The 25,890-nt window shown below is 38.5% G+C and carries 20 protein-coding genes; 9 read left to right on the top strand and 11 right to left on the bottom strand.

Annotated features, from left to right (window positions below):
* Positions 1–12 precede the first annotated feature (12 nt).
* On the top strand, positions 13–276 hold the full coding sequence (locus tag J2743_RS10055; RefSeq protein WP_209626808.1) for a DUF5654 family protein: 264 nt from the start codon (positions 13–15) through the stop codon (positions 274–276).
* A gap of 120 nt (positions 277–396) precedes the next feature.
* Here the strand turns inward: J2743_RS10055 and J2743_RS10050 are convergent, their stop codons facing one another.
* The 4 genes from J2743_RS10050 to ercA all read right to left on the bottom strand — a co-directional run bounded on the left by J2743_RS10050 (position 397) and on the right by ercA (position 4,515).
* The gene (locus J2743_RS10050; RefSeq protein ID WP_209626806.1) at positions 397–843 is read right to left on the bottom strand and encodes an RDD family protein; all 447 of its coding nucleotides are present in this window, start codon (positions 841–843) and stop codon (positions 397–399) included.
* Positions 844–944: 101 nt separating this feature from the next.
* On the bottom strand, positions 945–1,955 hold the full coding sequence (gene hypE / locus J2743_RS10045; RefSeq protein WP_209626804.1) for a hydrogenase expression/formation protein HypE: 1,011 nt from the start codon (positions 1,953–1,955) through the stop codon (positions 945–947).
* 285 nt (positions 1,956–2,240) lie between these two features.
* On the bottom strand, positions 2,241–3,365 hold the full coding sequence (locus J2743_RS10040; protein WP_209626802.1) for a sensor histidine kinase: 1,125 nt from the start codon (positions 3,363–3,365) through the stop codon (positions 2,241–2,243).
* Entirely contained in the window at positions 3,355–4,515 is a 1,161-nt protein-coding gene (gene ercA / locus J2743_RS10035) for an alcohol dehydrogenase-like regulatory protein ErcA (protein WP_209626801.1), read from the bottom strand. Before ercA ends, J2743_RS10040 begins: the two co-directional genes overlap by 11 nt.
* Positions 4,516–4,947: 432 nt before the next feature.
* Between ercA and J2743_RS10030 the strand changes: the two genes are divergently transcribed.
* The 7 genes from J2743_RS10030 (at position 4,948) to J2743_RS10000 (ending at position 11,055) form a co-directional block, all read left to right on the top strand.
* Entirely contained in the window at positions 4,948–5,331 is a 384-nt protein-coding gene (locus tag J2743_RS10030; protein ID WP_209626799.1) for a 30S ribosomal protein S8e, read from the top strand.
* Positions 5,332–5,450: 119 nt separating this feature from the next.
* Positions 5,451–6,107 (top strand): DNA polymerase domain-containing protein, encoded by a 657-nt coding sequence (locus tag J2743_RS10025; RefSeq protein ID WP_425342814.1) that lies wholly within the window; start codon positions 5,451–5,453, stop codon positions 6,105–6,107.
* Positions 6,108–6,462: 355 nt separating this feature from the next.
* Positions 6,463–7,143 carry a TIGR02253 family HAD-type hydrolase gene (locus J2743_RS10020; protein WP_209626796.1) on the top strand — a complete coding sequence of 227 codons (681 nt, stop codon included), beginning with the start codon at positions 6,463–6,465 and terminating at the stop codon, positions 7,141–7,143.
* 58 nt (positions 7,144–7,201) lie between these two features.
* On the top strand, positions 7,202–8,749 hold the full coding sequence (locus J2743_RS10015) for an ATP-binding protein (protein WP_209626794.1): 1,548 nt from the start codon (positions 7,202–7,204) through the stop codon (positions 8,747–8,749).
* Between the two features lie 166 nt (positions 8,750–8,915).
* Positions 8,916–9,899, top strand: a complete 984-nt coding sequence (locus J2743_RS10010) for a sortase domain-containing protein (protein ID WP_209626792.1) — start codon at positions 8,916–8,918, stop codon at positions 9,897–9,899.
* A 79-nt stretch (positions 9,900–9,978) separates the two neighbouring features.
* On the top strand, positions 9,979–10,806 hold the full coding sequence (locus J2743_RS10005) for a PIG-L deacetylase family protein (protein ID WP_209626789.1): 828 nt from the start codon (positions 9,979–9,981) through the stop codon (positions 10,804–10,806).
* Between the two features lie 54 nt (positions 10,807–10,860).
* The gene (locus tag J2743_RS10000; protein WP_209626787.1) at positions 10,861–11,055 is read left to right on the top strand and encodes a hypothetical protein; all 195 of its coding nucleotides are present in this window, start codon (positions 10,861–10,863) and stop codon (positions 11,053–11,055) included.
* A gap of 61 nt (positions 11,056–11,116) precedes the next feature.
* Here the strand turns inward: J2743_RS10000 and J2743_RS09995 are convergent, their stop codons facing one another.
* Positions 11,117–12,016 carry a PfkB family carbohydrate kinase gene (locus J2743_RS09995; RefSeq protein WP_209626786.1) on the bottom strand — a complete coding sequence of 300 codons (900 nt, stop codon included), beginning with the start codon at positions 12,014–12,016 and terminating at the stop codon, positions 11,117–11,119.
* Positions 12,017–12,236: 220 nt separating this feature from the next.
* Positions 12,237–12,920: a HisA/HisF family protein gene (locus J2743_RS09990; protein WP_209626784.1), complete on the bottom strand. Its 684-nt coding sequence runs from the start codon at positions 12,918–12,920 to the stop codon at positions 12,237–12,239.
* Positions 12,921–13,242: 322 nt separating this feature from the next.
* Between J2743_RS09990 and J2743_RS09985 the strand changes: the two genes are divergently transcribed.
* Positions 13,243–14,568: a glutamine synthetase family protein gene (locus J2743_RS09985; RefSeq protein ID WP_209626782.1), complete on the top strand. Its 1,326-nt coding sequence runs from the start codon at positions 13,243–13,245 to the stop codon at positions 14,566–14,568.
* A gap of 75 nt (positions 14,569–14,643) precedes the next feature.
* Here the strand turns inward: J2743_RS09985 and J2743_RS09980 are convergent, their stop codons facing one another.
* The 5 genes from J2743_RS09980 to J2743_RS09960 form a co-directional block, all read right to left on the bottom strand.
* The gene (locus tag J2743_RS09980; RefSeq protein WP_209626780.1) at positions 14,644–14,976 is read right to left on the bottom strand and encodes a DUF2149 domain-containing protein; all 333 of its coding nucleotides are present in this window, start codon (positions 14,974–14,976) and stop codon (positions 14,644–14,646) included.
* Positions 14,945–15,613, bottom strand: coding sequence for a MotA/TolQ/ExbB proton channel family protein (locus J2743_RS09975; protein ID WP_209626778.1), 669 nt, complete (start codon positions 15,611–15,613; stop codon positions 14,945–14,947). The genes J2743_RS09980 and J2743_RS09975 overlap by 32 nt, the downstream gene beginning before the upstream one ends.
* A gap of 100 nt (positions 15,614–15,713) precedes the next feature.
* The gene (locus J2743_RS09970) at positions 15,714–16,442 is read right to left on the bottom strand and encodes a DUF2162 domain-containing protein (protein ID WP_209626776.1); all 729 of its coding nucleotides are present in this window, start codon (positions 16,440–16,442) and stop codon (positions 15,714–15,716) included.
* A gap of 427 nt (positions 16,443–16,869) precedes the next feature.
* Positions 16,870–20,895 carry a cobaltochelatase subunit CobN gene (locus J2743_RS09965; RefSeq protein ID WP_209626774.1) on the bottom strand — a complete coding sequence of 1,342 codons (4,026 nt, stop codon included), beginning with the start codon at positions 20,893–20,895 and terminating at the stop codon, positions 16,870–16,872.
* Positions 20,896–21,311: 416 nt separating this feature from the next.
* Positions 21,312–25,835, bottom strand: coding sequence for a cobaltochelatase subunit CobN (locus tag J2743_RS09960; RefSeq protein WP_209626772.1), 4,524 nt, complete (start codon positions 25,833–25,835; stop codon positions 21,312–21,314).
* Positions 25,836–25,890: the final 55 nt, after the last annotated feature.

The raw sequence follows: 25,890 nt of genomic DNA, 5'->3' as shown, positions 1-25,890 counted from the left end.
GGAGGGGATGATGTGAAAAAACAGGCAGAAGAGGTTAAAGGACAGGTACTTCAGACCATTGCAACTCTATTAACCACCGCGTTTGGATTAATTGCAGCATTAGCATGGAATGATGCTATAAAAGCACTTATTCTGGAGTTAGTTCCACAACAAGATGGCACAACCGGTTTATTCATATATGCAATTATCATTACCGTAATTGCCGTGGTTGCAACCATCTTAATCGGCCGAGCCATAGCCAAACCCGCTGTTCAGGAAGTTAGAATAGTTGAATAGATCTTGAAAGTAAAAATACATAATTAAGGGATACCACCTTCTCGTGTGGTATCAACTTAATATTTTTTTTAGAGAGTTATTAAAGGAATACTCTTTCTAGATTTTTTAAAAAAAATCCAGTTAATTTGGATTAATCTGCTCTTTTAGTTGCTCTGTTTTTACTTCCTTAAGTACCACTCTAGTTTTGGCAACTTTGTCCAGATATCGGCCTTTTTCCCCATCAGCAGCCGTGGCAAATCCTATTATTACATCCACTACCAGGGGAATCCAGAGGAACTTGGAGATATTACGGAGGAATGCCTGTTTATAGGTCATAGTCCCCTCAATGGATCGTACCTTCAAGTTCACCAAACCCTTACCCAGAGTTGTGGACCATTTTCCTTCCATTAGGGTGAAGTATATCAGGATAATTACTCCCAGCATGATAAGCCAGAAATTAAAAATTGGGTAAATGGCAAGCAATGCAACTACTGGGTAAATTATTGCTGTTAAAACCCATAAAAAAAGAGTGATGAAAATTGCATCAACTATTAAAGCCACCAGTCTCCTACCCCAAAATTCCTGCATTTTTAATCACCTTTTTACTTAATATTTTTTTATATCAAGGTTTAACCTAATTTTAAATATTCACTTAATTAGTGGAAGTATTCACGCAAATTTTTATTAATTTAACATACTCTGGGAACTGGATCTGCTATGGGTGCTTCCAGTATCCTCTTACCACCCATCATGGTCTCCAGAATCACGTGTTTATCTTGAGTTACTTCACCAATTATCTGAGCATCTGTTCCGTACTTGGTTTTGCGGATGACTTCCAAAATTTCATCAGCCTTCTGTGGATCCACGCTCATGATAACTTTACCTTCATTGGCCACTTCAAAGGGATCGATTCCCAGCATTTCTGATGCAGCATTAACTTCCCTTTTAACTGGTATTTTCTCTTCATCAAGGAACATGCCCAGACCTGCCTTGGAGGCCATTTCATTAAGGGCATTGGCTATCCCTCCACGTGTAGGGTCCTTCATAGCATGCACTCCTCCAATAGACAGTGCTGCCTCCACAATACCCCATACTGGGGCCACATCTGATTTAAGATCCGTGTCAAATCCAAAGCCTTCCCGGAAGGACATTAAAGAAATACCATGATCTCCCACACTTCCTGAGATAATGATTTTATCCCCTACTTCCAGTCCAGAATCAGGGGTGATGGCATCTTTAGGAGCAACACCAATTCCAGTGGTGCAGATGATCATTTTATCTAATTTATCATTCTCCATTACCTTGGTATCTCCAGTTACAATGGCTACTCCTGTTTCCTGGCACACTTCATCCATTGATTTGATTATGCGTTCCAGTTCTTCTCCACTGAATCCTTCACTTATGATCATGGCGTTTGCTATGGCCAGGGGACGAGCACCCATCATGGAAACATCATTCACAGTACCTGCCATTGCTATTCTGCCAATATCTCCTCCTGGAAAGAATAATGGGTCAATAGTATGACTGTCAGTACTGATTACAATTTCGTTTTCACCCAGGGGGATGGTAGCACCATCATCCAGTTCTTCCAGTCCCACTCCTCCATTGACTTTCGTGTTTTTGATATTGCCTAGTATCATATCCGAGATGAGGCTCTGCATTATCTCTCCGCCAGCCCCATGTGACATTCCGATTTTCATTGATTCACCAGTTTTATTAAGTTTAATATTCCTATTAAAAGATTGAATGTGTTATCAATCTTTTTCAACACCTTTAAAGTGTTTTGTGGGGAATATAATAATTATTCTTCTGGTAGTGAGTTGGGATGTTACGATATTTAAATCTACCCATAGTATAAAATAACAAGCACAACTCACTTTTTTTCTAAAAAAAATGAAAATTGTTGATTATGGGTGGTAAAAAATATTTATTAAGTTTTAAAAAAATGTGTAGGGAATGAGATTCAATTGAATTATTAAATGGAGTTAAATTCTCTCTGGGTACTCTAACTCTCGGAAAAGAATTTTAAATTCAGTTCCATTGTTGCAAGTTAACTCAACTGTGCCGTCTAACTGCCTCACCAAAGTGTTAACCAGCAGTAACCCTAGGGTTTCTGTTTCATCAAAGTTAATGTGAGGGGGTATGCCTACACCATCATCAGCAACAATGAGATGATATAAATCATCAACTGAATAAAGTTTTATTCTAAACTTCCCCGTCATATGGTTAGGGAAGGCATATTTGATGGTGTTAGTTACCAGTTCACTTATTATAAGGCCGCATGGAATGGCTGTTTCCAAACCCATCATCACTTCATCTAAAATAATTTCCCTTTGAATCTGGGCAGGATTTACATTATAAGAATGGAAGATATCATCTATCAGGTTTTTGATGTAGTCTGTGAAATTTATCTGTGAGAAGTTCTGGGTTTTGTAGAGTTTTTCATGGATCATAGCCATAGATCGAACCCTATTCTGGCTTTCTAAAAGGACATCTGCGGCTTCTTTATCTTTTACATGATGTTTTTGCAGGTTCAATAAACTGGAGATAATCTGCATGTTATTTTTAACCCTGTGATGAATTTCACGAATTAAAACTTCCTTTTCTTCAAGGGAAGATTTGAGTGCATTTTCAAACTCTTTGCGCTCGCTAATATCACGAGCCACCATTACCATATAAAAATCATCACTAAACCGCACCAAACTAATATTTATTTCCACAGTGATCAGGGAGTTATCCTGTCTAAGCAGTACTGTTTCAATGGTTTTACGATTTTTTAGATGTTTTCCCTCAATCAAATTACTGATAAGATCCTTCATTTTCTGGATTTCGTCAGGAGCAATGATATTCTCCACAGACATTTTCATCATTTCCTGGGGGGAATATCCCAGTTGTTCACAGGCAGAATTGTTAAAATCAGCAAATCTATGTGAAGGAACGTCTGAAAGAAATATAGCATCATTGGTTTCATCCAATAATGCTCGAAACCGCTCTAATTCTGAAAGACGTTGCTGTAATTGTGGGTAATAGCTTTTTCTACTGGATTGTTCTCCTAACCCAATTATTTTCTCACGAATAGAATCCCAGTTATCATCAGGATCACAGCGCATTTTTAAATATCTCCTCTACATCACTCTGTGTTGGTCTTCTGGGATTGGTAACAATACAGGCATCATTCATGGATTTACTTGAAAGTTCACCAATATCATCCGGGCTAACTCCCACATCTTTAAGGGAATAATTCACATGAGTTTGAGCCTTCAGATCCCTTATTCTGTTAATAAGAATTTTTTTGGCCTCGTCATCATCCAGCCCCATAAGTTCTAATCCCAGTGCGTTGCCAATTTGTCTGTATTTTTCTACTTCTGCTTCAAAGTTGAATTCCATCACATGATCCAGTAGTAGAGCATTGCATTCTCCATGAGGTAAATCCAAAAACCCGCCTAAACTATGGGCCATGGCATGTACCAATCCAAGACTCGCATTGGAAAACGCCAAACCAGCATATAAACAGCTTAACATCATCTGCCCCCTTAAATCAATGTTAGTGAGATCATTGGTGGTGGGAACAAGATTTGATGCTACCAGGCGAATGGATTCCAGTGCATATAAATCTGTGAGGGGAGAACTGGCATTGGAGACATATGCCTCAATAGCATGGCTTAAAACATCAAAGCCAGTGTATATCGTTATTAACCGGTCCATGGTAAGGGTCATCTTTGGATCAATCAATGCCACATCAGGCACCACAGTTTTGCTGACTATGGCCATCTTCAATTTCCGCCGGTCATCTGTTATTATGGCAAATTGTGAAACATCCGCCGCACTTCCTGCGGTCGTGGGTATGCAGATCAGGGGTGGTGAAGGAACAGCAACTTTATCCACACCTTCAAATTCATGCACGTCTTTATTGTTGGAACTGGCAATTCCTATGGCTTTAGCACAATCCATAGGGCTGCCTCCTCCCACTGCTACAATAAAATTGCAATCTTCATTAAGATAAACTTCAGATCCTTCCATAACCTGTTTAACCGTGGGGTTTGGATTGGTATTAGAATATATTTTATAATCAATCCCTTCACTTCTAAAAGCATCAAAAACAGGATTAACCAATCCTAAATCAAGAACATTAAGATCAGTAACAATTAAGACTTTACGAGCCCCCAAGTTTTTAGCATAACGCCCTACCAATAAACTTGCATTTGACCCAAAGATAAACTCTGGAGCAACAAATTTTCTTAATTCCAGTACATTATTCACAGTATTTTCTCCAGGAAACAAGTATCATGAAGCCATGAAATTTTTGAATTTGAGAGATAAATACTATTATATACATTTAATCTACCTATTATTTTTTTTTGAACAGAAATCATCTAGTAATCCAAAAACCGTAAAAATGACTATCTTGTAAACTGAATAACACAGTAAATAATTCAATTATTATTTCAAAACAATGCTGAGATAATTATTAAGGGATGTGATCCCATGTTATGTTATTGTCAATTTTACAAGATAACCCTAAAGAGAGGGGAAAGGTTAATATAGCATACATAAATAAATCATTATATCTGGAGATGAAGACTTATAAAAAGACTTTTTTACGCTCCGAAAGGATTATTCATAGGATGAATTTCCGTAATTTTTTGTTAAAATAGATGTAAAAAATATTTTAAGTTAATAGAGGTGAATTTAATGGCAATATGGCAAGGAACAGCCGTGAGAAAACCAACAGGTGCACGGGCTAAAAGTAATCGCAACAAAAGAAAAATGGAATTTGGTAGGGAACCTGCTGAAACCAAAATCGGAGACCGCAGGATTAAAAACATAAGAACCAAAGGTGGCAACGAGAAAATCCGCCTTACCAATGAACAAAGTATCAACGTAGTTGACCCTAAAACACAGAAGGTCAAGTTAGCCGAGATAATCAGTGTGGTAGAAAACAGTGCAAACAGTCACTTTGTAAGGAGAAACATCATCACGAAAGGGGCTGTTGTGGAAACCAGTGCAGGTAAAGTTAAAGTAACCTCTCGACCTGGACAAGAGGGCATTATTAACGGAGTAATTATTGCAGAATAGAGATTAAAATGATTATTTACATGTAACGTATGGTTTGCATGTAAATATCCATCATCCCAACTATTTAACCGAGAATAATCAATTAACATTCACGATTGAATATTCTCAATATTAATAGGGTGTGCCAGTTGCGTCAAGAAATTCAGGAAAAGGTTGATAATTTTCTCATTTCAGTTAACCAAGAACTACCCCCTGGAATGGAACTGGAGTTTGAGGGGTTTTATGAACGAGGTTTTTTTGTCACCAAAAAAAGGTACGCTCTGATACATGATGATAAGATCGTAGTTAAAGGTTTGGAACTGGTTAGGAGAGATTGGGCTCCTGTAGCAAAAAAAACTCAGGAAAAGGTGATGATGGCAATCTTAAAGGATGGATCGCCTAAAAAAGCCGCTAAGATCATTAAAGAGGTCATTGAACGAATCAAAAATGGTGAGATACCCCTTGAAGATCTGGTAATCCATACTCAACTAACAAAAAACCCAGATAAATACCAACAAATGGCTCCACACGTACTCGCTGCTAAAAAAGCCATCAAAAGAGGTAGAAAAGTGGGTCGTGGCTCCATAATCAGATATGTTGTAGTCAAAGGCAAAAGCCCTATAAGCCAGCGTGCAGAACCCTTAGAAGATGCCGACGTGGCAAACTATGATCCTTCTTACTACATTGACAACCAGGTTCTACCGGCAATTTCCAGGATAATTGACTCTCTTGGTTATTCCCATGATGAAATTGTTCATAAAGAGAAACAGAGCAATTTAGATGCTTTTTTTAGTTAAATGCATGTGATCTTTTTTAGTACATACCTGTAATTTTTTAGATACTTGTAATAAAATAATATGATAAAGTTAAAATACAATTACAGTAATACATTCATTCTCTACACATTTCATAAATTAATCATTATCATCGCAAAAATTGAATGATGAAAACAAATACAAATAATATAATTCCATAAAAAATTTGTATACCTAAGATCATAGATTAAATGAACATTACAAAATCGGTTTGGAAAAATTCAAGCCGATTTAAACGGCAAATATGTTAAAAATAATTGGTTGCGTGGTTTAATAAGTAATTTGATCAATAATGAGACTATAATGGATGATATCATAAATAATAGAGCGGATATAAATGATCAAAGCTGTTTTTTTCGATATTGATGATACATTATATGATACTTCTGGTTTTGCTGAGTTGGCCCGTAAAGCAGCTCTAAGAACAATGATAGATGCTGGTTTGCCCTTATCCCCTCATGAGGCCTACTTACTTTTAAGGGAAATTATCAAAGAAAAGGGCTCCAACTACGATAAACACTTCAACATATTAACCAAAAGAGTATTTGGGGAAGAAAACCCACTCCTTATTGCCCTTGGAATGATCACTTACCATAATGTTAAATTTGCTTTATTACGGCTCTTCCCAGACACCATGTCCACCCTAATCTATCTTAAAAAGAACAATTATCAATTAGGGGTTATTTCCAACGGTTTAACCATAAAACAGTGGGAAAAACTCATTCGACTGGGACTTTACCATTTTTTTGATGATGTTGTTACATCCCAGGAAGCAGAATCCGAGAAACCAGACCCCAAAATATTCCAGCTCGCCCTGGATCGAATGGGATGTCAGGCCAATAAATCAGTTATGGTGGGAAACAAATTCAGTGAAGATATACTTGGTGCTATTAATGCCGGAATGTCTGCAATACTGGTTAACTCCAAACTAACTGATGCTGAAAAAGAACAGATTAAAAAAGAAAAACTAGATGTTCAAGTAGTTTCTGACATTGGCCAAGTAAAAGAACTCCTTTAACGGGAAATTAATAAATTATCGGTTACAATTCTAAAAAAAATCAAATAATGGTGGTCTTATGAGTTATTATCATGATAAAAAGATGGAAAAAATTTTCAACGCCCTTAAACAACCAAAAAATTTGGAGGATCTGCAGCTTTCAGACAGCTTTGTCAAAGGTTTAATACTCAAGATCATCTCCAGCTACGGTACCGTGAAAACAAGCACCATCAATGAGTTAACAGGTATCCACTGGGATATTTTAGAGAGTACTTTAAGTCAACTGGAAAAAAGTGGTTTTTGCGCCCCGGTGAGTGGTGGGTTTCTATTTTCTAGTGTTGAATACACCATAACCAAGAAAGGGCGGGAAAAAGTAAAGGGTATTGTCGAAGAAAATCCCTACATAGGTATCGCACCAGTACCCTACGAAGAATACTTTCAGATCATGAAACTCCAGATACATCACCGCTATCCCCTTGAAATACCCTCAGAAGTAGTGGAGGATACTTTCAAAGATGTGGTGGGTGTAGAATACGCCAAAGAAGCTCTAATTGAATCATGCATAATCGGTAAGGGAATTTTTGTTTACGGACCCCCAGGAACTGGTAAAACTTTCATAGTAAGCACCATGCCCGGACTTTTACCACCACTGGTAATCCCCAAATACATAGAATTCGGTGGTAAAGTTATACAACTTTACGATTCTGATTTCCATAAGGAATGTGACGAACAACCTAACGATCCCCGTTGGGTTAAAATTTACGCACCATTTGTTTTAACAGGTGCTGAACTAAGTTTGAACAAGTTAGAAACAAATTACAACCCGAATAAAGGAGTTTACGAAACATCTCCATTGATTAAGGCCAATGGCGGCATTTTGTTAATTGATGATTTGGGAAGACAGCGCGATGATCATGAACTAATCCTCAACCGTCTTATTGTACCCATGGAAAATAAAGAAGACGTGGTCTATGTTCGTGGTATTCCTGTGGTATTGCAAACCCATTTCATCCCTGCTTTCTCCACCAATCTAGATATCAGCATTATGGATGAAGCTCACCTTCGCCGAGCACCCCTCCACATCTTCCTTAAAAATCCAGAGATTGAAGAAGTGGCCGAGGTTTTCCGAAGAAATCTGAACAATCTAGGTGAAAGTTACGAACCGGAAGCTATGGAAAGGTTCATGAAAGTTTATCAACCCACAAAAGAGGGTGGCGAAGGCTTGCAGCCAAGTTTCGCACATTCAAGAGATTTAGCCCAAATCTGCCAGTCTGTGCGTATTAATCGAAAAAAAGACACTATAGACACCGAAGTAATGGAAGCATCGTTAGATAAACACGTTCTCATTGTACTGCAAAGGATGAATATTGATATAGCTCAAATCTCACATAAATCCCGTTCATTCCGGATAAAAACCGATGATCTGGAAAAAACCTACCATGAATTATCCCATTATGGTGCCAGTAGCTTATCCTATGAAAACAATTCAATACTGGTTGATATGGACGAAAGTACCAGTCCTGTGGAATTAGCAAATTACCTCACAGATAAGGGCATCAAGGTGGAAAAAATAGATTTAATCGCTGAATCCGAGAAAGAACTTAGGAGAACACTCCTAAACTGGTAATTCATTATTTACAAAGAAATAGGCCTACGACATTAATATAATAAAGGTCAAAATGATTAAAAAACAGAAGAACCACAACTTATTTAAGTGTGGAGTACTTACACAAATTAAAAGATTGGAATGGGCTTAAATTAAAAATAGCTAAAAGTTTTAGGGAGAATTTTATTTGAAAAAATATATTATTTTTGGAATTGTTATTTTTGCTGCAATTATACTTGCCTTTACACTTCCTTTTGGTAATGCCAATAACATTGAAACTAAACATTATGAAAATGGTGAAATTTCTTTTGACTATCCTGCCACCTGGCAGGAAGTTTCAGCTCAAGGGTCCGAAGTTGTGGCATTTGAAGATCCTGAATCCGATTTAAACGTTACTGTAAACCGTCAAACAATACCTCCTGGATACAATCCTCCAGAAAATTTTGTACCGGAACTAATTGAAGAGTCTGAAAGTAACTTAAAATTAGTGGCAAATGACAAAATCGAGATAAATGGGAAAGAAGGTTATGATAACGTTTACCATGTGGAAAAAAATGGCTCTACGATAGAACAAAGAGAATTATGGGTAAACATTAATGGAGCGCTCTACAGCATCATATATAATTACCCGCAGGAAGAAATAAGCATTGAATCCTTTTTAAATGGAGAATCCGAAAACGATGCTGCTTTTGAGGCTGTTAGAAACAGTTTGAATATAAATAACACCACACTTACCAGTACACCCTCCTTTGCAACAGTTACCATACCAAAACTTGGAGTAACATGGAACATAAGATATGATACTTTAAATGCAATGAATTCTGTTTACCATTATTCTTTACCAAGAAGCAGTCTACCAAAAAGCTTTTATCCTGGAGAAAAAGGATCTGTAGGCTTGCTTGGACATCACACCTTTTATTCAGCCCCATTTGACAATGTAGATAAACTTCAAACCGGAGATACTGTTATTATCAACGATTATCTTACTCAAAAGAAATATACTTACCAAGTGGTTTCCAATGATGATATAAGATACGATTACACCACTAATTTAATCGAATTTCCTGCTGGTAAGACAGAACTGGTACTTGGTACCTGCTGGCCTGAAGGATATACTGCAGCAGAAAGATATGCCCATTGTAAATTAAGCTCTGTAGACCCCCTAAATTAAGTTGATAGCCCAAATTAACACGATCTTAAAAGTATTACTGAATCATCACCCTATCTAAATAAATTCAAGGTTTAATAATATGAATAAAAAGATTATATTACTTATAACAATTCCATTAATCATATTAATCGCCTTTTATCCCATATTTTCAGCAAATTCTTCTGAAGATAACAATACAACCATCAATAAATCATCCACAGAAAAAAATGTCACTGGAAATGTATCTCAAAGTGAAAAGGTGGCATTTATTATACCCCATCCTGATGATGAGACTATTGGTGCCGGTGGAACCATTCAAAGAATCATGGAAAACGGGTCAACAGTCCACTTTGAACTTATGACATCTGGTGATGCAGTAACATCTGAATTACTCACAGTTAACAATTATTATAATATAAAAATTCCTGCAAATGCCTCATCAGAATATAGGAAGAAACTTATCCGTCAGGATTCATTTAAAAGAGTGATGGATATTTATGGCTGTGATGATTATGAAATGCATGGATATGATGACGGAACCTTAAATTCAGATATCGTATTTACAACCATGGAAAACCTTTACCTTAGTGAAGGTTACACTGTGTTCTACACTGTAACCGGTGATGGTAACATTGACCATCTGGCCTGTTATGAGGGTATGAAAAAAATGAAAGAAAAATATCCTAACCTTAAATACAGGCAGTTCCCAGTCTATTACTACCGCACCGCTAGAGAAACACCCATGACCCTCACAAATAACTACACCGATATAAACATTAATATCTACTCCACTAAAAAGAAAAGTGCTTTCCAGGTGTATTACAACATAAACACTATCCTTTCAACTTACTATCCCTACAGTAGTGGCTACTACAGTGTTGGTCCTGAGAGAATTTATTTCATGACTGACTCTCAACCAAGTAGTTGAGGAAGAAAAAAAAGAAATATTAGGCCTAGATAATATTAAATGGAGATTGAAAAAATGGCAGATACCGTTGTTATTGGATCATTAATTTACTCCCACGTAATTCCCCTCACATTGGCATTCATAGGAGTGATATTACTTTGCAGTGGAATCATGGATCGGAAAAAAAATTTTGCCATTGCAGGGATTGTACTCTTCTTTGCTGCAGGTACCCTACCATTCTTAATATTGCCCCTGGTTATAGGAACATGAACATTACCTAATTCTTTTTTTCCAATTTTATGAATTCAGTTTCAATTTTTAAAAAGAATAATCAATGAACAAATTGGGAACGTCTTTCTTCAATTTGTTGCATACTCCCCTGGAATGCTCCTTTTTTTTCTAATTTTAAAGATGACACTAGGGAAGCAAAAATTCCACATTCCTGCGGATCAGATGATTCCTGTTTTTTAAATGCATAGGCAGCCAAGTAAGTGTCACCCAGACCAGTTGGATCAACCGTTTGCTTTGAGGGAAATGCATGTATTCGATAGGTGTCATCCCTGCTTTGGGAATAGATAACAGATCCCCTACTTCCTCTGGTGATAATAACCTCTTCCGGGCCAAGTAGAGAAAGTTTTGATGAAATTTCATCCAGAGAAAGTGGAAGTTGGCCCATCATCACACCAGCTTCAACTTCGTCCATAAACAGAAAATCAACATATTTTAAAAACTTTTCATGATTTTTCCAGGGCTTTAGAATAACTTTATGTCCTTCAAGATGACGGAGATAACCTTGAACTCCTAAATACACTGGTAATCCCTGTTGAGAAATGTATTTTAATGTTTGGGAGGGAATATCCCCGGGTGAAAGGGGTGAAACCAGCGCAGCGTCAAATGCATCCATATCTATATTGGAGATATGGGAAACTTTAATGGAATTTAAAGGTATATGCGCTCTTTGAACCCGGTGATTGGGATTCGAATCCGGGTAAAAGTTTTCAAATTCCATGGTTTCATCCTTCCAGATTGTTACTAACTCCATATCTGGAGGAAAATAATCAATTAAATCATTACCATCCCTTCCAAGTGTTATAACAGCCGTAACGTCCGATTTAAGGGTAGATAATACATTTGATTGGTAATAAACAGGCCCTCCTATCCCATGACATGTTGAACCACTTTTCATGATGGTGTCATGAGTTACTGGTCCCAGAATCAAAAATTTAGACATAACATAACTTGGGTTAGATTGATTAATAAGGTTGAGGATTAGACTTTACAAATCAAAAATTAAACAAAGTCGGACACTCAATTTTAGCATATTTTAACATTACACTTTAATTTAACACTATACTCCAAAAAAGAGTGTTTTTGTAACTTGAATGCCAGGTTACAGGTTACAAACTTTAATTTAACATTATACCCCAAAAAGGAGAGGTTTTTCAAGAAATTCAAAAATTAGGTTCTATCTTCCCCTGATGAAGTGCGGTGCCAACCAACACATTATCCACACCATACATGGATAATTTTGGCAGGTCCTCCCTGGTGATGCCCCCTCCTAAAATAAGGGAACTTTCCAGTCCGTTAAAATAATCCATTAACTGCCAGTTGATTCCAGATTCTGTTCCCACATTGGAAATATCTAAAATGATCACCATTGATGGTTTTAATTTTTCTAAACAATCCTTCAGTATTTTAAAATCAAGTTCAAGGTGTTTACTGAGGATTTTATTATTCAAAACATCAATGCTTATGGTAACTTGCTCTCTGTTAACCTTAAAAAAGATTTCATCAAGATCTGCAAGATTTTTTAAGGTTTCTGTGGCCACTATCACATTATTGGCTACTTGAAGAGCTTCAGAAACTGAATCCAGATCACTGGCTCCACAGTCCAGCATTACCGGAAGGAACCGATTAATTTCCCCAACCATATCCCGGTTTGATCCTATGCCTTCAATGGCATCCAGATCAGCGACGTATACCTTCGATGCACCTGCTTTTTTCAGGGATTTGGAAATTTTCAAAGGATCCGAAGAAGAATGGAAAACAGTTTTTAATGGTTGGTATTCTTCCCTATTTCCAGATTTCCCGGAAACAGCTAATCCATCTTTTATGTCTAAAACTGGTATTATCATAAAACCACCATGGATAAACGTTATATTATAAATCATTATTTACTAAAGCAACTATTCCTTGATCTATTAAATCACATTAATTTCAGTTACTATGATTACATTAATCATCTGATATTTTCTTAAAATTACCTGTTCTTTTTTTCTCTATCAAAACATATTATCACATTAAATAAATGATCATTTTTGAATGAAAAAGCTAAAAACATAATGATGCAAATAGACTATTAAATGTTAATTAAAATAAATAATCTTATAATCCTATATTAATATGTAAAATAACTTAATTATTATATAGGCGTTTTAAAAATAGAGAGGGACTAATATGTCAGCTAAAGATGAGATAGTAGAACAGGTCCATGATAAAGATGTTGAATTCATCCGTTTATGGTTCACTGACCTTAACGGTATTTTGAAAAGCTTCGCAATTACCAATGAAGAACTTGAAAACGCATTAGACCGCGGGATGGGTTTTGATGGATCCAGTATCACTGGTTTTCAGGACATTGAAGAATCGGATATGATTGCAATGCCTGATCCAGAGACATTCACACTTTTACCCTGGAGACCTCAGGAAAAATCCGTGGCCAGAATGATTTGCGACATATTACGACCCAATGGCCAACCCTATGAAGGGGATCCCCGCTATGTTTTAAAAAGAGCCATTAAAAAAATGACCAACATGGGTTTTGACCATTTTTATGTTGGGCCAGAACTTGAATATTTTTATTTCAAATCACACCAAAAAGCCATTCCACTGGATAATGGTGGCTATTTTGACCTAACACCACGAGATCTTGCTTCAAACCTGAGAAGAGATACCGTACTGGCTCTTAAGAAGATTGGGATAAAAGTGGAATATTCACATCATGAAGCCGCAGTTTCCCAGCATGAAATTGACATGCGCTACGATGATGCATTGAAGATGGCTGATAATATGGTCACATACCGACTGACTGTTAAGGAAATTGCCACCATGCACGGAGTTTACGCCACTTTCATGCCAAAACCCTTAAACAATGAGTACGGCTCTGGGATGCACACCCACCAATCCCTTTTTAAGAAAGATAAGAATGTTTTCTTTGACTGTGATGACCCTTACAATCTTTCTGAACATGCCCGTGCTTACCTGGGAGGAATTCTTAAATATTCAAAAGAAATAACATCCATTCTTAACCCCTGGATTAACTCTTATAAACGACTGATACCTGGATATGAAGCTCCGGTATATATTGCCTGGTCACGCAGTAACCGTTCAGCCCTGGTGAGAGTTCCCCATTATCAACCAGGCCGAGAAGAAGCCACTCGCATTGAAGTACGCTGCCCTGACCCTTCAGGCAACCCATACCTGCAGCTGGCAGTTATGCTAATGGCAGGATTGAGTGGAATCAAAGAAAAATGTGAAGTGCCAGATCCCATGGAACTGAACTTGTACGGTTTAAGTGAAGAAGAACGAGTTATGAAAGGAATTTTAACTTTACCCTCCACTTTACAGGAAGCTATCAAATATTCTGAAGAATCAGAATTAATGATGGAAACGTTGGGGCCACACTCATTTGAAAGGTTTATAACCCTTAAAAAAGCAGAATGTGATGAATTCAACCGACAAGTGACTGATTACGAGATTAAAAAGTATTATCCGTTGCTCTGACATAATTTAGTTTAGAATAATAAGAACTATAATAAGAAAAAAACATTTGTGGTGGGATCCAAACCCACCCAAACGTCAACCCTCCACCATTATCAGTTTTCCAGTTGTAGGGTCCTGATACACTGTTCCCTTCTTAGCATATCCTTGTCCTGATCCTGACTCTGTTTGAGGTGTTTCATTGAGTTCACTGCCCTGCTGGATCTCAGCCACATCTTTCATGGCTTCCATGGTCTGTTCACGTTCTTCCTGAGTCATATCGGCAAAAACTACGCTTTGCATGTTCCATGACATGACCAGAAATATCAGGAATCCAACTGACAGTACCAACATGGCATCCACCAAGTTAGAAGTTCCTGCTGTGGGATCTTCACCCTGATCATCCAACATACGGCGCTTGCGCCTTACCATGATCCATCACCTCCAGTGCAGCTTCGCAGAGGGCATCCAAATTAGAGAGATATTCTTCATACCACCTTCTTCTAACTTTAGATATCACATAAGCTATTGCTCCCGCAGCTAAACCAACAACTGTTGTGTCAAAAGCTATTATAATTGCATTGGCAAGGGTATTAATGTCTCCAGAACCTAATGCTGCTAAACCAGGACCCATAGGAATTAATGTACCCATCAAACCTACTGTGGGACCTAATCGAGTCACCATATCCGTTTTTTCTAGACTTTTGGCTGCTATGCCTTCTTCCTTTTCAATGAGTTTGCGGGCGAGGGCTTCCCGTGATTTACTACCCAATTCAGGGTGTGATGCAATTTTAATGACTATGTTTTTGTAAGTAGAAGGAAGATCACTGGCTTCCATTACTTCTTTAATTCCATCAGGCGTGCCTTTTTTAGCAAAATCACTGATGATCTTTTCCATTGTGTCTGTACTTATCCTTATTCTACCTGTATATTCAGATATTAAGCCACCGAAACTTATAATGGCATAAATCATAAAGGCCAAAAGCCCCACAATAACTGGTATAAGGAGGCTTTGTGATATAACATGCAAAATTGAACTTAACATTTCACTGCCTGGAACCGCTACCATAACTATCACTTGTTAATTTTCTTGAATTATTTTGGTTCAAACTCAGTTTAATGAGTTTAGATCGTTATTTTTAAATTTTTTTATCTAATTGGTATTATTACTACTTTTCACTGGTCTTTGATGATTGTTTCAAAAAGGGGCTTCTATTACGGGATATGTAATAACCTGCCACTGCTAGTACAATCACAGTTATAATTGCATAAACAAAAGTCCAAATATCTGGAATGTCTATAGGACTCATTTCCTCGCTTAAAACCGTGCTAATATTAGGGATTACTATGGCTGATATTAAAAAGTAAAATCCTGCAAACATCATAAAATTGCCCAACAAAACGGGATAAGGCTTGTTTAATGCGCGTCCAATCAATCCTGATGTTAGATAACATATCCCCATGACAACTATGAGAAAAACAGCAGCATATTCCCCAATAGCAAAGGCAGAAGCACCTACATAGGGCGCGGCGATAATGATCGCTGCAACTGCTGCTCCAAAACAGCAAGGACAGGGTGCAATCATAGCCATACATGTTTTCGAGATACTATTATTTTGGTTAATTTTCCATTCTTTAAGGGTGTGGAATCCTGCGTATAAGATTATTGCACCCATTGCAATTCCTAAAATAGAACTGTAACCATAAACAAATCCCTGGAGTTGCTCAACAAAAGGACTTGCAATGAATGTAAGTAGCAGGATGCCGCCTCCATAACCTAAAATTATTGCTGCCGCCACTTTCTTTGAAAGACCTGCGAATCCCATTGCCAGTCCAATTTTTATACCGAAAACCATTACTACTGAGAGTATTCCCAGTTTCCATAGTAGTTCCATCATGTTAATCACCCACCATCACGGTTAGCCAAACTAAACTTTGATTAAATAGCTTATAATATTTTCGATTTATTAAGTATTATTACTTTTTAGTAAAAATCCCAGTGATAGATAATACAACCTGTTGATTTATTACAATATCTTCAGTTTTCTTGCAAGAAGTAATAAGATATCGAGCTCAAGTGCAATTTCTTACCTAATTTTAATTAAAACCATTTTATTTTTACCTTAAAATAGTTAAAGGAACTTAAAATAGAATAATAATTGCCATATAAATATTAATTTATTTTTTGTAGTTTATTATCACCTCTTAAACAATACATTCAAGTGTTATTTAGATTATTTAAAATAAACTTGAATATAAATATTTTGTGATAATAATTTAGAAGAATAAAACATCCCTAAAAAAAAGAAAAGGGGGGAATTAAATTTATTTTTTGAAGAATCTCAGGATACTGCTTCGGAAGTATCCAACACCTACCAGACCTACTAATATTATCACTCCAACAATGGCTACTACAGGCATGCTGGACTGACCTGAAGACTGTTGATTTGCTTCTGATACTTCATAGGACTTGGAAGACCCTTCAGAACCAGCTGAATCTGATACTGGTTCTGATGCAGATGAAGTAGTAGATCCACTCTCAGTAGCAGCTTCAATACTTGATGAAGCACCAACTGAAGATGAGACCCCTCCAGTTGCCTGTGAGGCACTAGATTGGGGTGTGGATCCAGGTGTTCCCAGTTTCAAACTCTGACCAGTTACACTTGCAAAAGCTGCAGCATACTGCTGAAGCTGTTCTGCGCTCAAAGTTGAACCTGTAACCATCATCTGGTTCAATACCAAATTTCCACAAGTGTGATGGCAGCAAGTTACACCATATTCATTCACACTCTCAATGAATTCATTGATGAGAGCAGTTTTCACTTGTGATGAAGGGTTCCATGAACCTTTTCTTATGGTTTCCACCATCCTTGCAAGGATGGATTGTTTGGCATAGGGGTTGTGGGTGTTGAAGTAGTCTTTTAGACCAAGATTATTCTTATCCAGAATATAAGTCTCATAAATACTGTCCCATGTGTCTTCAGTGACCAGACCTGGTGTTGTGGTCTGCCACATCCATACATCTTCAACGAACGTATCCATATATCGGGTTCCATCCTGACCATGTTCCATCATACCAGTGATCCATTTAGGATTCAGATACCTGGTACGAAGGTCTTGATAGAAGAACTGACTCAAAGTCTGGACTTTATAGTCACCGGATTCTCTTAAGTTGTTGATGTACATCTCAGGATAAGTTCCAGAAACTCTTTCAATGGCCATACCCATTCCTCCGAAATATGCAGCAACCATTGGATGGTCCAAAACACCATACACATTCGAAGAACGGCTAAATTCGCATACTTCCACTCCATTAAGGACTTTTTGGAACAAGCTGCTTGAATGTTCACCCCACATGTCATTTCCATATACATAACTCATTCTTTCCAGGTAAAAATCTGCCACCTCATCAGTACTATTCCATGTTTCACTGGCAGGTATCACTTCCTGAATTCCGGGTGAGTATGCACCGGGTGGTTCACAGAATATCCTGGACATTGAAAGACTTTGGGCTTCATCTTCACTGTAACCTTCACTGAGAAGTGACTGGTATATTGCTTCGGAGTGTTCTTTGACATAGTTAGAGTATTCTGTATCATTGGCCTGAGCAGCTAAGCGAATTGCTTTGTCTAATAGTTGTACCACATTAGAATACATATCACGGTATAATCCAGAGACTGTGATCACCACGTCAATTCGAGGTCTTCCTAGTTCAGCAGAATCTATGAGTTCAACATCCTTAACTCTACCTCTTGAATCCCTTACTGGTTTTACTCCCAGCAGATAGAATATTTCAGACTCCATTATACCCTGATGTCGAGATGTCTCAACAGACCAGAGCACGAATGCCACCTTCTGAGGGTAACTTCCATTTTTTTGGAGTTGATCAGCCAGTAACTGATCTACCAAAACTTTAGCATCATCTTGTGCCTGTTTAGTGGGTATTATCCTTGAATCAAAAGTATGAAGATCTCTTCCTGTGGGTAAAGCATCTGGATTTCTTACCGGATCTCCGTTGGGGCCTGGTGGGATGTATTTACCTTCCAGAGCATCCAAAATTCCGGTTATCTCACAGCTACAGTCTGCTATCCTGCTGGCATAGTCCAATGCCAGGTTCAAGTAGGTAGTAACATCACTGGACACTGTTCCCAGAACCAAGTTCTGAGCAGCTTCCGGAGTAAGATTGTTGATGAGAACTTCACTCAAAAGTTGTGTGGTGAGTCCTTCTGTTGGATTTATCAGGGCCACTTCACCTTTAAAGTCATCACCTAACATGGCCTCGATCATGGCCACTAAAGCTGTGCCGTTTAAAGGATTGGTAGCATTGGGTGTTTCACCGAGTGTGTGGGAACCATAGGGCATGTAAGTTGTTTTTAACTGCTGCAGGTAACTTTTCAGCGAACCTAAAAATGATTCAAATAAAGAAGTGTCATTGGCAATGCTATCTAGATTTACGTTTAAATCTTGATCAAGACCTAAATTTTCGCATTTCTCTATGATATCATCTTTATATCCACTTTTTAATGCTGAATCAGTTGCTGAGTTGTAAAGATTTATGTCCTGATCCAAATCTGCTAACTCTCCGTACAAACCAGATGGAACGATTATAGGGGTTAAAAAGTCGACAATAAGCATGTTAGCTCGTCGTCTGTCAAATTGTCCTGTGGCGTCCATAGGCAGTACGTGGATTATGGGCATATCCTGGAGTAGGATGGCACCCCAATCATGTGCAGATAAACCAACCTGTTTACCGGGCATCAGCTCTACTATACTGAATATGGAGAATATGGCATCTGCACCGTATACTCTATTCATCCAGAAGTAGAATGCCAGGCAGTCATGAGTGGGTGGGAGAGTTCCAGTGTTATAAAGGGTAGAATTATCTTGGAGCCATCCCCATACTGGTTCTGGTACCAATAAAATGTTACCGTACTGGATCTTAGGGATGACAATGTACTTTCCAGTTTCATTCTCATAAACCATGAGTTCTCCCGGTGCAAGTCCCCACTGTTCTATCATCTCTGCCTGTTTATCAGCAGCTAACTCACTGAACCATTGCAAGTATAAAGTTTCGGGTATGAGTATTACATTACCACTTTGAACCCGGTTTTCCAGTTCTCCTGGAGCCCAGGTCCCGATGTTACTTCCTACTTGTGTCATTAAGTTAGCAAGTTCAGTTGTATCAGGTAGTGGATCAGTTCCAACGTTGTATCCTCTTTCTTTGAGTGCTGCCAGGAGTTTGGCAAGACTGGCTGGTGTGTCCAAATAGTAGTCAATATCTGCACCAACATTAGCCTTTCCTCCGCCTTCACTGTAATATGTGATTACTATTTTCTTTTCCCAGTTATCCATTCTGTGGAGATTCATCCAGGAAATGGTTCTTTCAGTCAACCATGCAATCTGATAATCAATTGGTTTATTGTATTGTAGTCCAGTTTCAGGGTTGATTTCCTTTCCACTGATGACAATAGGTTCAATTATACCATCTGTTTCTGCATAGGTTACATAACACAGTTCATTTGTAGGAACCCCGTAGGGACTTTCTTCCCAAGCAGTGACAGTGGATGTGAATAATCTGATCCCGTTAATCACTGGTACGTTTAATTTTTTCAGATCTTCTATACCTGCAGACTGGTTTTTGGAGTTTAATGTAGCTCCCCTTGCTATGACTACCAGGGCATCCACAAATGACACTCCATCTTTCATGAAAAATCCTATATTAGGATTAGTCGAGGTATAGGTAGCTGCAACAACATTGACATTTTTTGATTCGAATGATCGGATCAGTGCATCGATTAAAGGAGAATCTCTTGACATATCTGTGTATTTAGAACCTGTTACAATCCCTACTGTTGGATTAGAAGGATTATACTGACTAGTTGTACTGTACCAATTAAGGTAATCTGTTAAATTACTGTAAATCTCTGTTGCATCCGGATGGTATATCCCATAAAGGGGTCTTGACACTGGGGGTTGTACATCAGCAGTACAATTACAGAATTTAACTCCTAAAAGCAGTAAAAGCTGTTTGAAGTTTGCTGACGAAGGATACTGGAAATATTCGGATATATTTGAATACTGCGGGTCTTGAAGGTCCACATTATGTAGATTATAAGCTGCAGTAGAATTTCCAATGGCAATAACATAAGCTCCATTGTTTCTGGCTTCCAGTACTGTGGGTGTCACAGTATCCACAACTGACGCTATAAGAGCTTCTAAGACTATTACATCATGATTGCTCAAATCATAACTATCATAGGTTAAATTATCAACTGAACGACCCGGATAAGCTGTTACATTAACTTTACTGGAAATCTCTGGATCTGTTGATAAATTGTTTACTGTAATCACGTTATTGGTATAACTAGTTACAATGGCAATCCTGGGTAAGTCACTTGAATTATTACCATCACCCCCCTGTGAATCTTCTGCTGATACCGCTCCACACAGGAGCAGTGCGAAAACAATTGTCGTTACTAGTAAAATCGCTTGTTTTCTTATATTTTCACCTCCTTTGTTTTTTTCTAAGCATAATTGATTAGATTCAACTACACTTTAAAAAAGGTAAGGTGGATTGTATTATATAAATATTTCATTTTAATTGATAACAATTAAAGTAAATTTTATTTATTGTTTAAGATTCAAGTAGAAAAAAGTGACATCACAATTTAAAAAAAACCTTAATCAAAATTTTAATAGGTTTTTAAGTTTTTTGTCTTTAAAAAATAAATAAAAATTCCCAAAAAAAAGAAATTAGGGGAAAATTCCTATCTTTTGAAGAATTCCCGTATGCTACTTCGGAAGTATCCAACACCTACCAAACCTACTAATATTATCACTCCAACAATGGCTACTACAGGCATGCTAGACTGGTCTGAAGACTGTTGACCTGCCTGTGAGACTTCATAAGCAGTGCCTTCTCCAGTGGTACCGGTTTGTTCTCCAGATGCTGAAACTTCCTGAGATGCACCAACATCTCCTGGAGAAACACTAGCAGAGGATGAACTTCCACTACTGGTCTGACCAGTAATACTGCTTTGATCTGTACTCTGACCAGTTTGTCCTGTACTTCCCTTAATTCCCACAGTGACTAATTCCCCGGTTGCGCCCTGTAAAACATCAGCAAACTGTTGTAATTGTGCTGTGCTCAGAGATGAACCTGTAATCATGTACTGGTTGAATGCTAGGTTTCCGCAGGTGTGGTGGCAGCAGCACACTCCATATTCTGTAGCAATCTGCATGTACTTATCTTTTAGATCAGATAGTAACTGTGCATCTGCTTGCCACATACCTCTTCTGGAAGCTTCAACAACCCATCCCAACATACTCTGAGCGGCATAGGCATGATAGTCCGAGTTTACATTGAATCTGTCATTTAAGAGATTTTGGGCTGCCAGAGTCCACATCTCATTGGATACGCATCCAGTGGTGGCTTGCATTCCAAACAGGTTCTCATAACGGGAGGCATATTCCATCCAACCACTGGCCGTGCTCAGTAGTGAGTCCTGGTAGGTGGGGTTTAAAAGCTGGGATCTTATCTCCAGTTCCACCTCTTGCTGTGCAGTTCTGGTTATCACATTGTTTTTGTTACGGATATCTGCCAGTATTGCATCAGGATTTGCACCCATGTTCTGGGATGCTAAGTACATTCCACCGAACCAGTCATAGTAGTCATCAGTGTCCAGTAATCTCCAGGTGCTGTCAATAGTTTGAGTTACCATGTCCATGTTACCCAGAAGGTACTGGAAGGTGTTTCTGTTTTGACTGATCTGGACTCCGTCTTCTGTTGATCTCCATGCATATGAAACCCTGGATAGATAGACACTGGCCAATTCATCACTGGTATCCCATTTACTGGTGTTAGGTACCAGGTCACAGACCCCCGTTCCCTCTAAAACCAGCCCTCTAAGACCAAAGACACGATCCAATGAGTCATTTTCAGAGAAATGTTTTTTGACGTAATTTTCCTCCTCAGTTTCTTCTGGTGCTTCTGCAGCTACTTTAACTGCATTGTTCATGAGATTTATCCATATCTCATTTCCAGTGACTGCTGTGGTGAATACATCAATTCTTGGTCTTTTAAAGGTGACACCATCAATGGTAATGGTCAAATTCTCCAGTGGAATCAGTTGAGGTACTGGTTGTACATCTTTATTATCACTCCACACTGGTTGGACACCTAAAAGGTACAGAAACTCTGCTATGGATATTGCATCGGTTCTGAGTAGTTCAGTTCCCCACATGACCATTCCGATGGTTTCCGGGAATTTGCCATGCTCCAAGTAGTAGTTTGTTAACAGTTGGTCTACTATTTCCTTGGCAGTGTTCCATGCAGCTTCTGTAGGCATTTTCTTGGGGTTGGCACCGTAGAAGTTAACACCTGTGGGTAGAACATCTGCATAGGCAGGGTCAGCTCCTAATCCAGATGTGACAAATCCTCCGTTAAGAGCGTTTAGGAGATTTTCCCATTCCTGATTGTCCCTGATTTTGTTGATGGTCTCCTTACAGTACTCAAGATCAGCCAGTAGATCTGCGTTGGTAATGCCCATATTACTTGGATCCTCACCATTTGCTATTCTTGATATGTAGGCTCTGACTTGAGTATCTATGGCATCCAGTTCATCCTCATACTGAGTGTCTTGCTGCATATCATAGTAGTTCACTGTTATTGCTGGGTAAAGCAGAGTTTTCATATGATCCATTATGTGGGTCATGGATGAAGCTATGGTGAATATTTCTTCCACCAGTTCATCACCAGTTAAAACCTGGCCCAAACTGTGTAAACCAAGGGGTATGACGTCGTTTTCAATTTCGTGTAACTGCAGATGAATTTTTTCCAACCATTCTGTAAAGTTTTGTCCACTTTGCTGGTTTTGAAGGCCTAATTCATTTGATTTTGCTGTTATCTGTGTTTTCAGTGCAGATAGAATCTGGTTATTGCCCAGGTTCAACGCATTCTGGTACTGGTGTATCAGATCATGCATAACCACCAAGTCACCATACAAATTGGACCTTACCATTGCTGGTGTCATGTGGTCTATTATAAGTGCATTAGCCCTGTCTTTTGCGACTAAACCTTCCCCTGGGTTGGATACTATGTAGGGGTTAATGTTTGGTATGTTAGATAACTGGAATGGCCAGTCATCTTCTTGCAAGCCAATGTTCCTTCCTGGTAACCACTCCAGAGTGCCGTGGGTCCCCATGTGTATCATGGCATTGGCTCCAAAAACTTCTTCCAGCCATTTATAGAATGCTATGTACTGATGGTGCGGTGGTAGATAGGAGTCATGGTAGTCCTCTACTTCTTCCCATCCTCTGCTGGGCTGTACCGTGATAAACACGTTGCCTAACATTATACCTGGAATTACTATCGATTCAGAAGAAACCATAATATCACCCAGGGCATCACCCCATTTTTCTATAACTTGCTGTTGTAAAGCTACTGGTAACTGGTTGAACCAGGTTAGGTAAATGGTTGGATTAACCAGTTGCCCGTTGAGTTGTAGTGATTCCAGGTTGTCTTGTACATACTGATCTAGAAGTTGTTGTGCCCAACTACCCTTATTTCCAAATTCAGCCACCTGTGTGAAGAGTTCACTGGCAGTGGGTATTTTTTCAGTTCCAATATCATAACCGGCATCCTTCAGTTTCACCAGAAGGTCATGCACACTCTGGAAAACATTCAAGTAGGATGCTCCCATTTCTGCCTTTCCTGGTGGATAATTGTAGAGTATTATGGCTATTTTCTTCTCAGTATTGGGTAATTCCTTGAGTTTGGCCCACATGTTAGTCATGGTGACTAATTTTTGCACTCCTGCATCCAGGGGATGTTCCACTCCATTTTCATCATTGTAAGATATTACAATGGGACTGAAAACTCCTTCAAAGTAAGGGTATGTTACAGCATAGGTCCATTCTGCCTGAGCACCCAGTGGACTGGTTAAACTGCTCTCCTCGTATAACTGGATCCCTTTGATTACTGCCAGATTAATGGCTTCCAGTTCACTTAGGGCTCCGTTTCCATTTGTGAAGTTTGCATAGTTTAGTGAAAAACTGTAGAGTGATGTGATTGCCGAAACTCCCCTTTCCAGGGGTCCATTACCACCAATCCCAATCACCAGTTCTTCCAGTAAAACACTGGTAGCAGGGGTTTGTTCACTCTGAAACAGGTTTAAAACCGCTCTACCCTGACTTTCATATTTTCTTATCAGGGCATCTATGGTTTCACCACCAGGACCGTAACTGACGATTACTATATATGGACCAGTAATACTGGCTTTATTGTTATCGTACCAGTTTTCGAATTCTTGGTATAATGTATCTCTTGATGTTGCTGACCAGTAGTTGTAATCCTCTTCCATCCATTTTAAACTACCATAATCTGTATATCCCTGATTAGATTCTATCCATGTTTTTATCTGTTCCTGGGTCGGGACAGCAGACATTGTTTTGGTGGGATAGTCTGGATGATATATGCCCCAGCTAGGTGTCTCTATCAATGGGCCGTTTCCATTATGGGTAGGGTTAATGGCTGTTTCTCCAAGTAGGTAATAGATATACTCCACCATGTACTGCAAGTTTGTTTGTACAGCAGTTCCAGTGGCTAAACTATAGTAAGAACCCAGGTAAGTGTTTTCCAAGGAATTTTCAGTATCGCTGGTGTCATGACCACCTACCATATGCAGTCCATCCCCACCATAAGAATCTGTGTCAGTATCACAGGGATATCCATGGGCATGGGAGATCATGTAGTTGGCATTGGCAGGACTCTGCAGTAGTTCACCATACCATGAGTCACCCCATCCTGATCCGGGCATAGCCATATCTATGTAGGCAAAGTTCACGTACTCCATGATCCAGTCATTTTCTGAAGAACCATACCATATATCTAAACAGATCAATCTACGATTATTTAGACTCTTTATTGCCATTGCTCTTTCAGAATCTGAAAATAACATGGCAATGTCTGGCATGAAAGTATGGTTCAGTTGATATTCTGGTATGGGTGTACCAGTTGGTGTTACATTTTCCAGATAGGTCTTGTATGTTGAGTAGGCTATTTCCACCTTGAACTGGGTCAGCGCTGATGAGAAATAGATATCATATTCTCCCTTGGTGTTGGTGGTTCCAGTAACAATTACTGAGTCATCAGCGGGATTTTTTATGGTTACTGTTGCACCATTAACCGGAATGGCATCTGTCAGATTAGTGTAAATCCCCGAACTTTCATTGTAAATTTCTTTTATTACCCCGACACTGTCTGTTTTTCTAGTGATGTAGTTTTTTTCCAAAAATGAGAATTTTAAAGTTTTTGTGTTTTTGATTAGTCTTATAAAAGTTTTTAGT

Origin of the sequence: Methanobacterium petrolearium (assembly GCF_017873625.1) — an archaeon.
GTDB lineage: Archaea > Methanobacteriota > Methanobacteria > Methanobacteriales > Methanobacteriaceae > Methanobacterium > Methanobacterium petrolearium.
The sequence above is the reverse complement of the archived record's forward strand: the minus strand, read 5'-3'. Positions and strand labels throughout refer to the sequence as shown.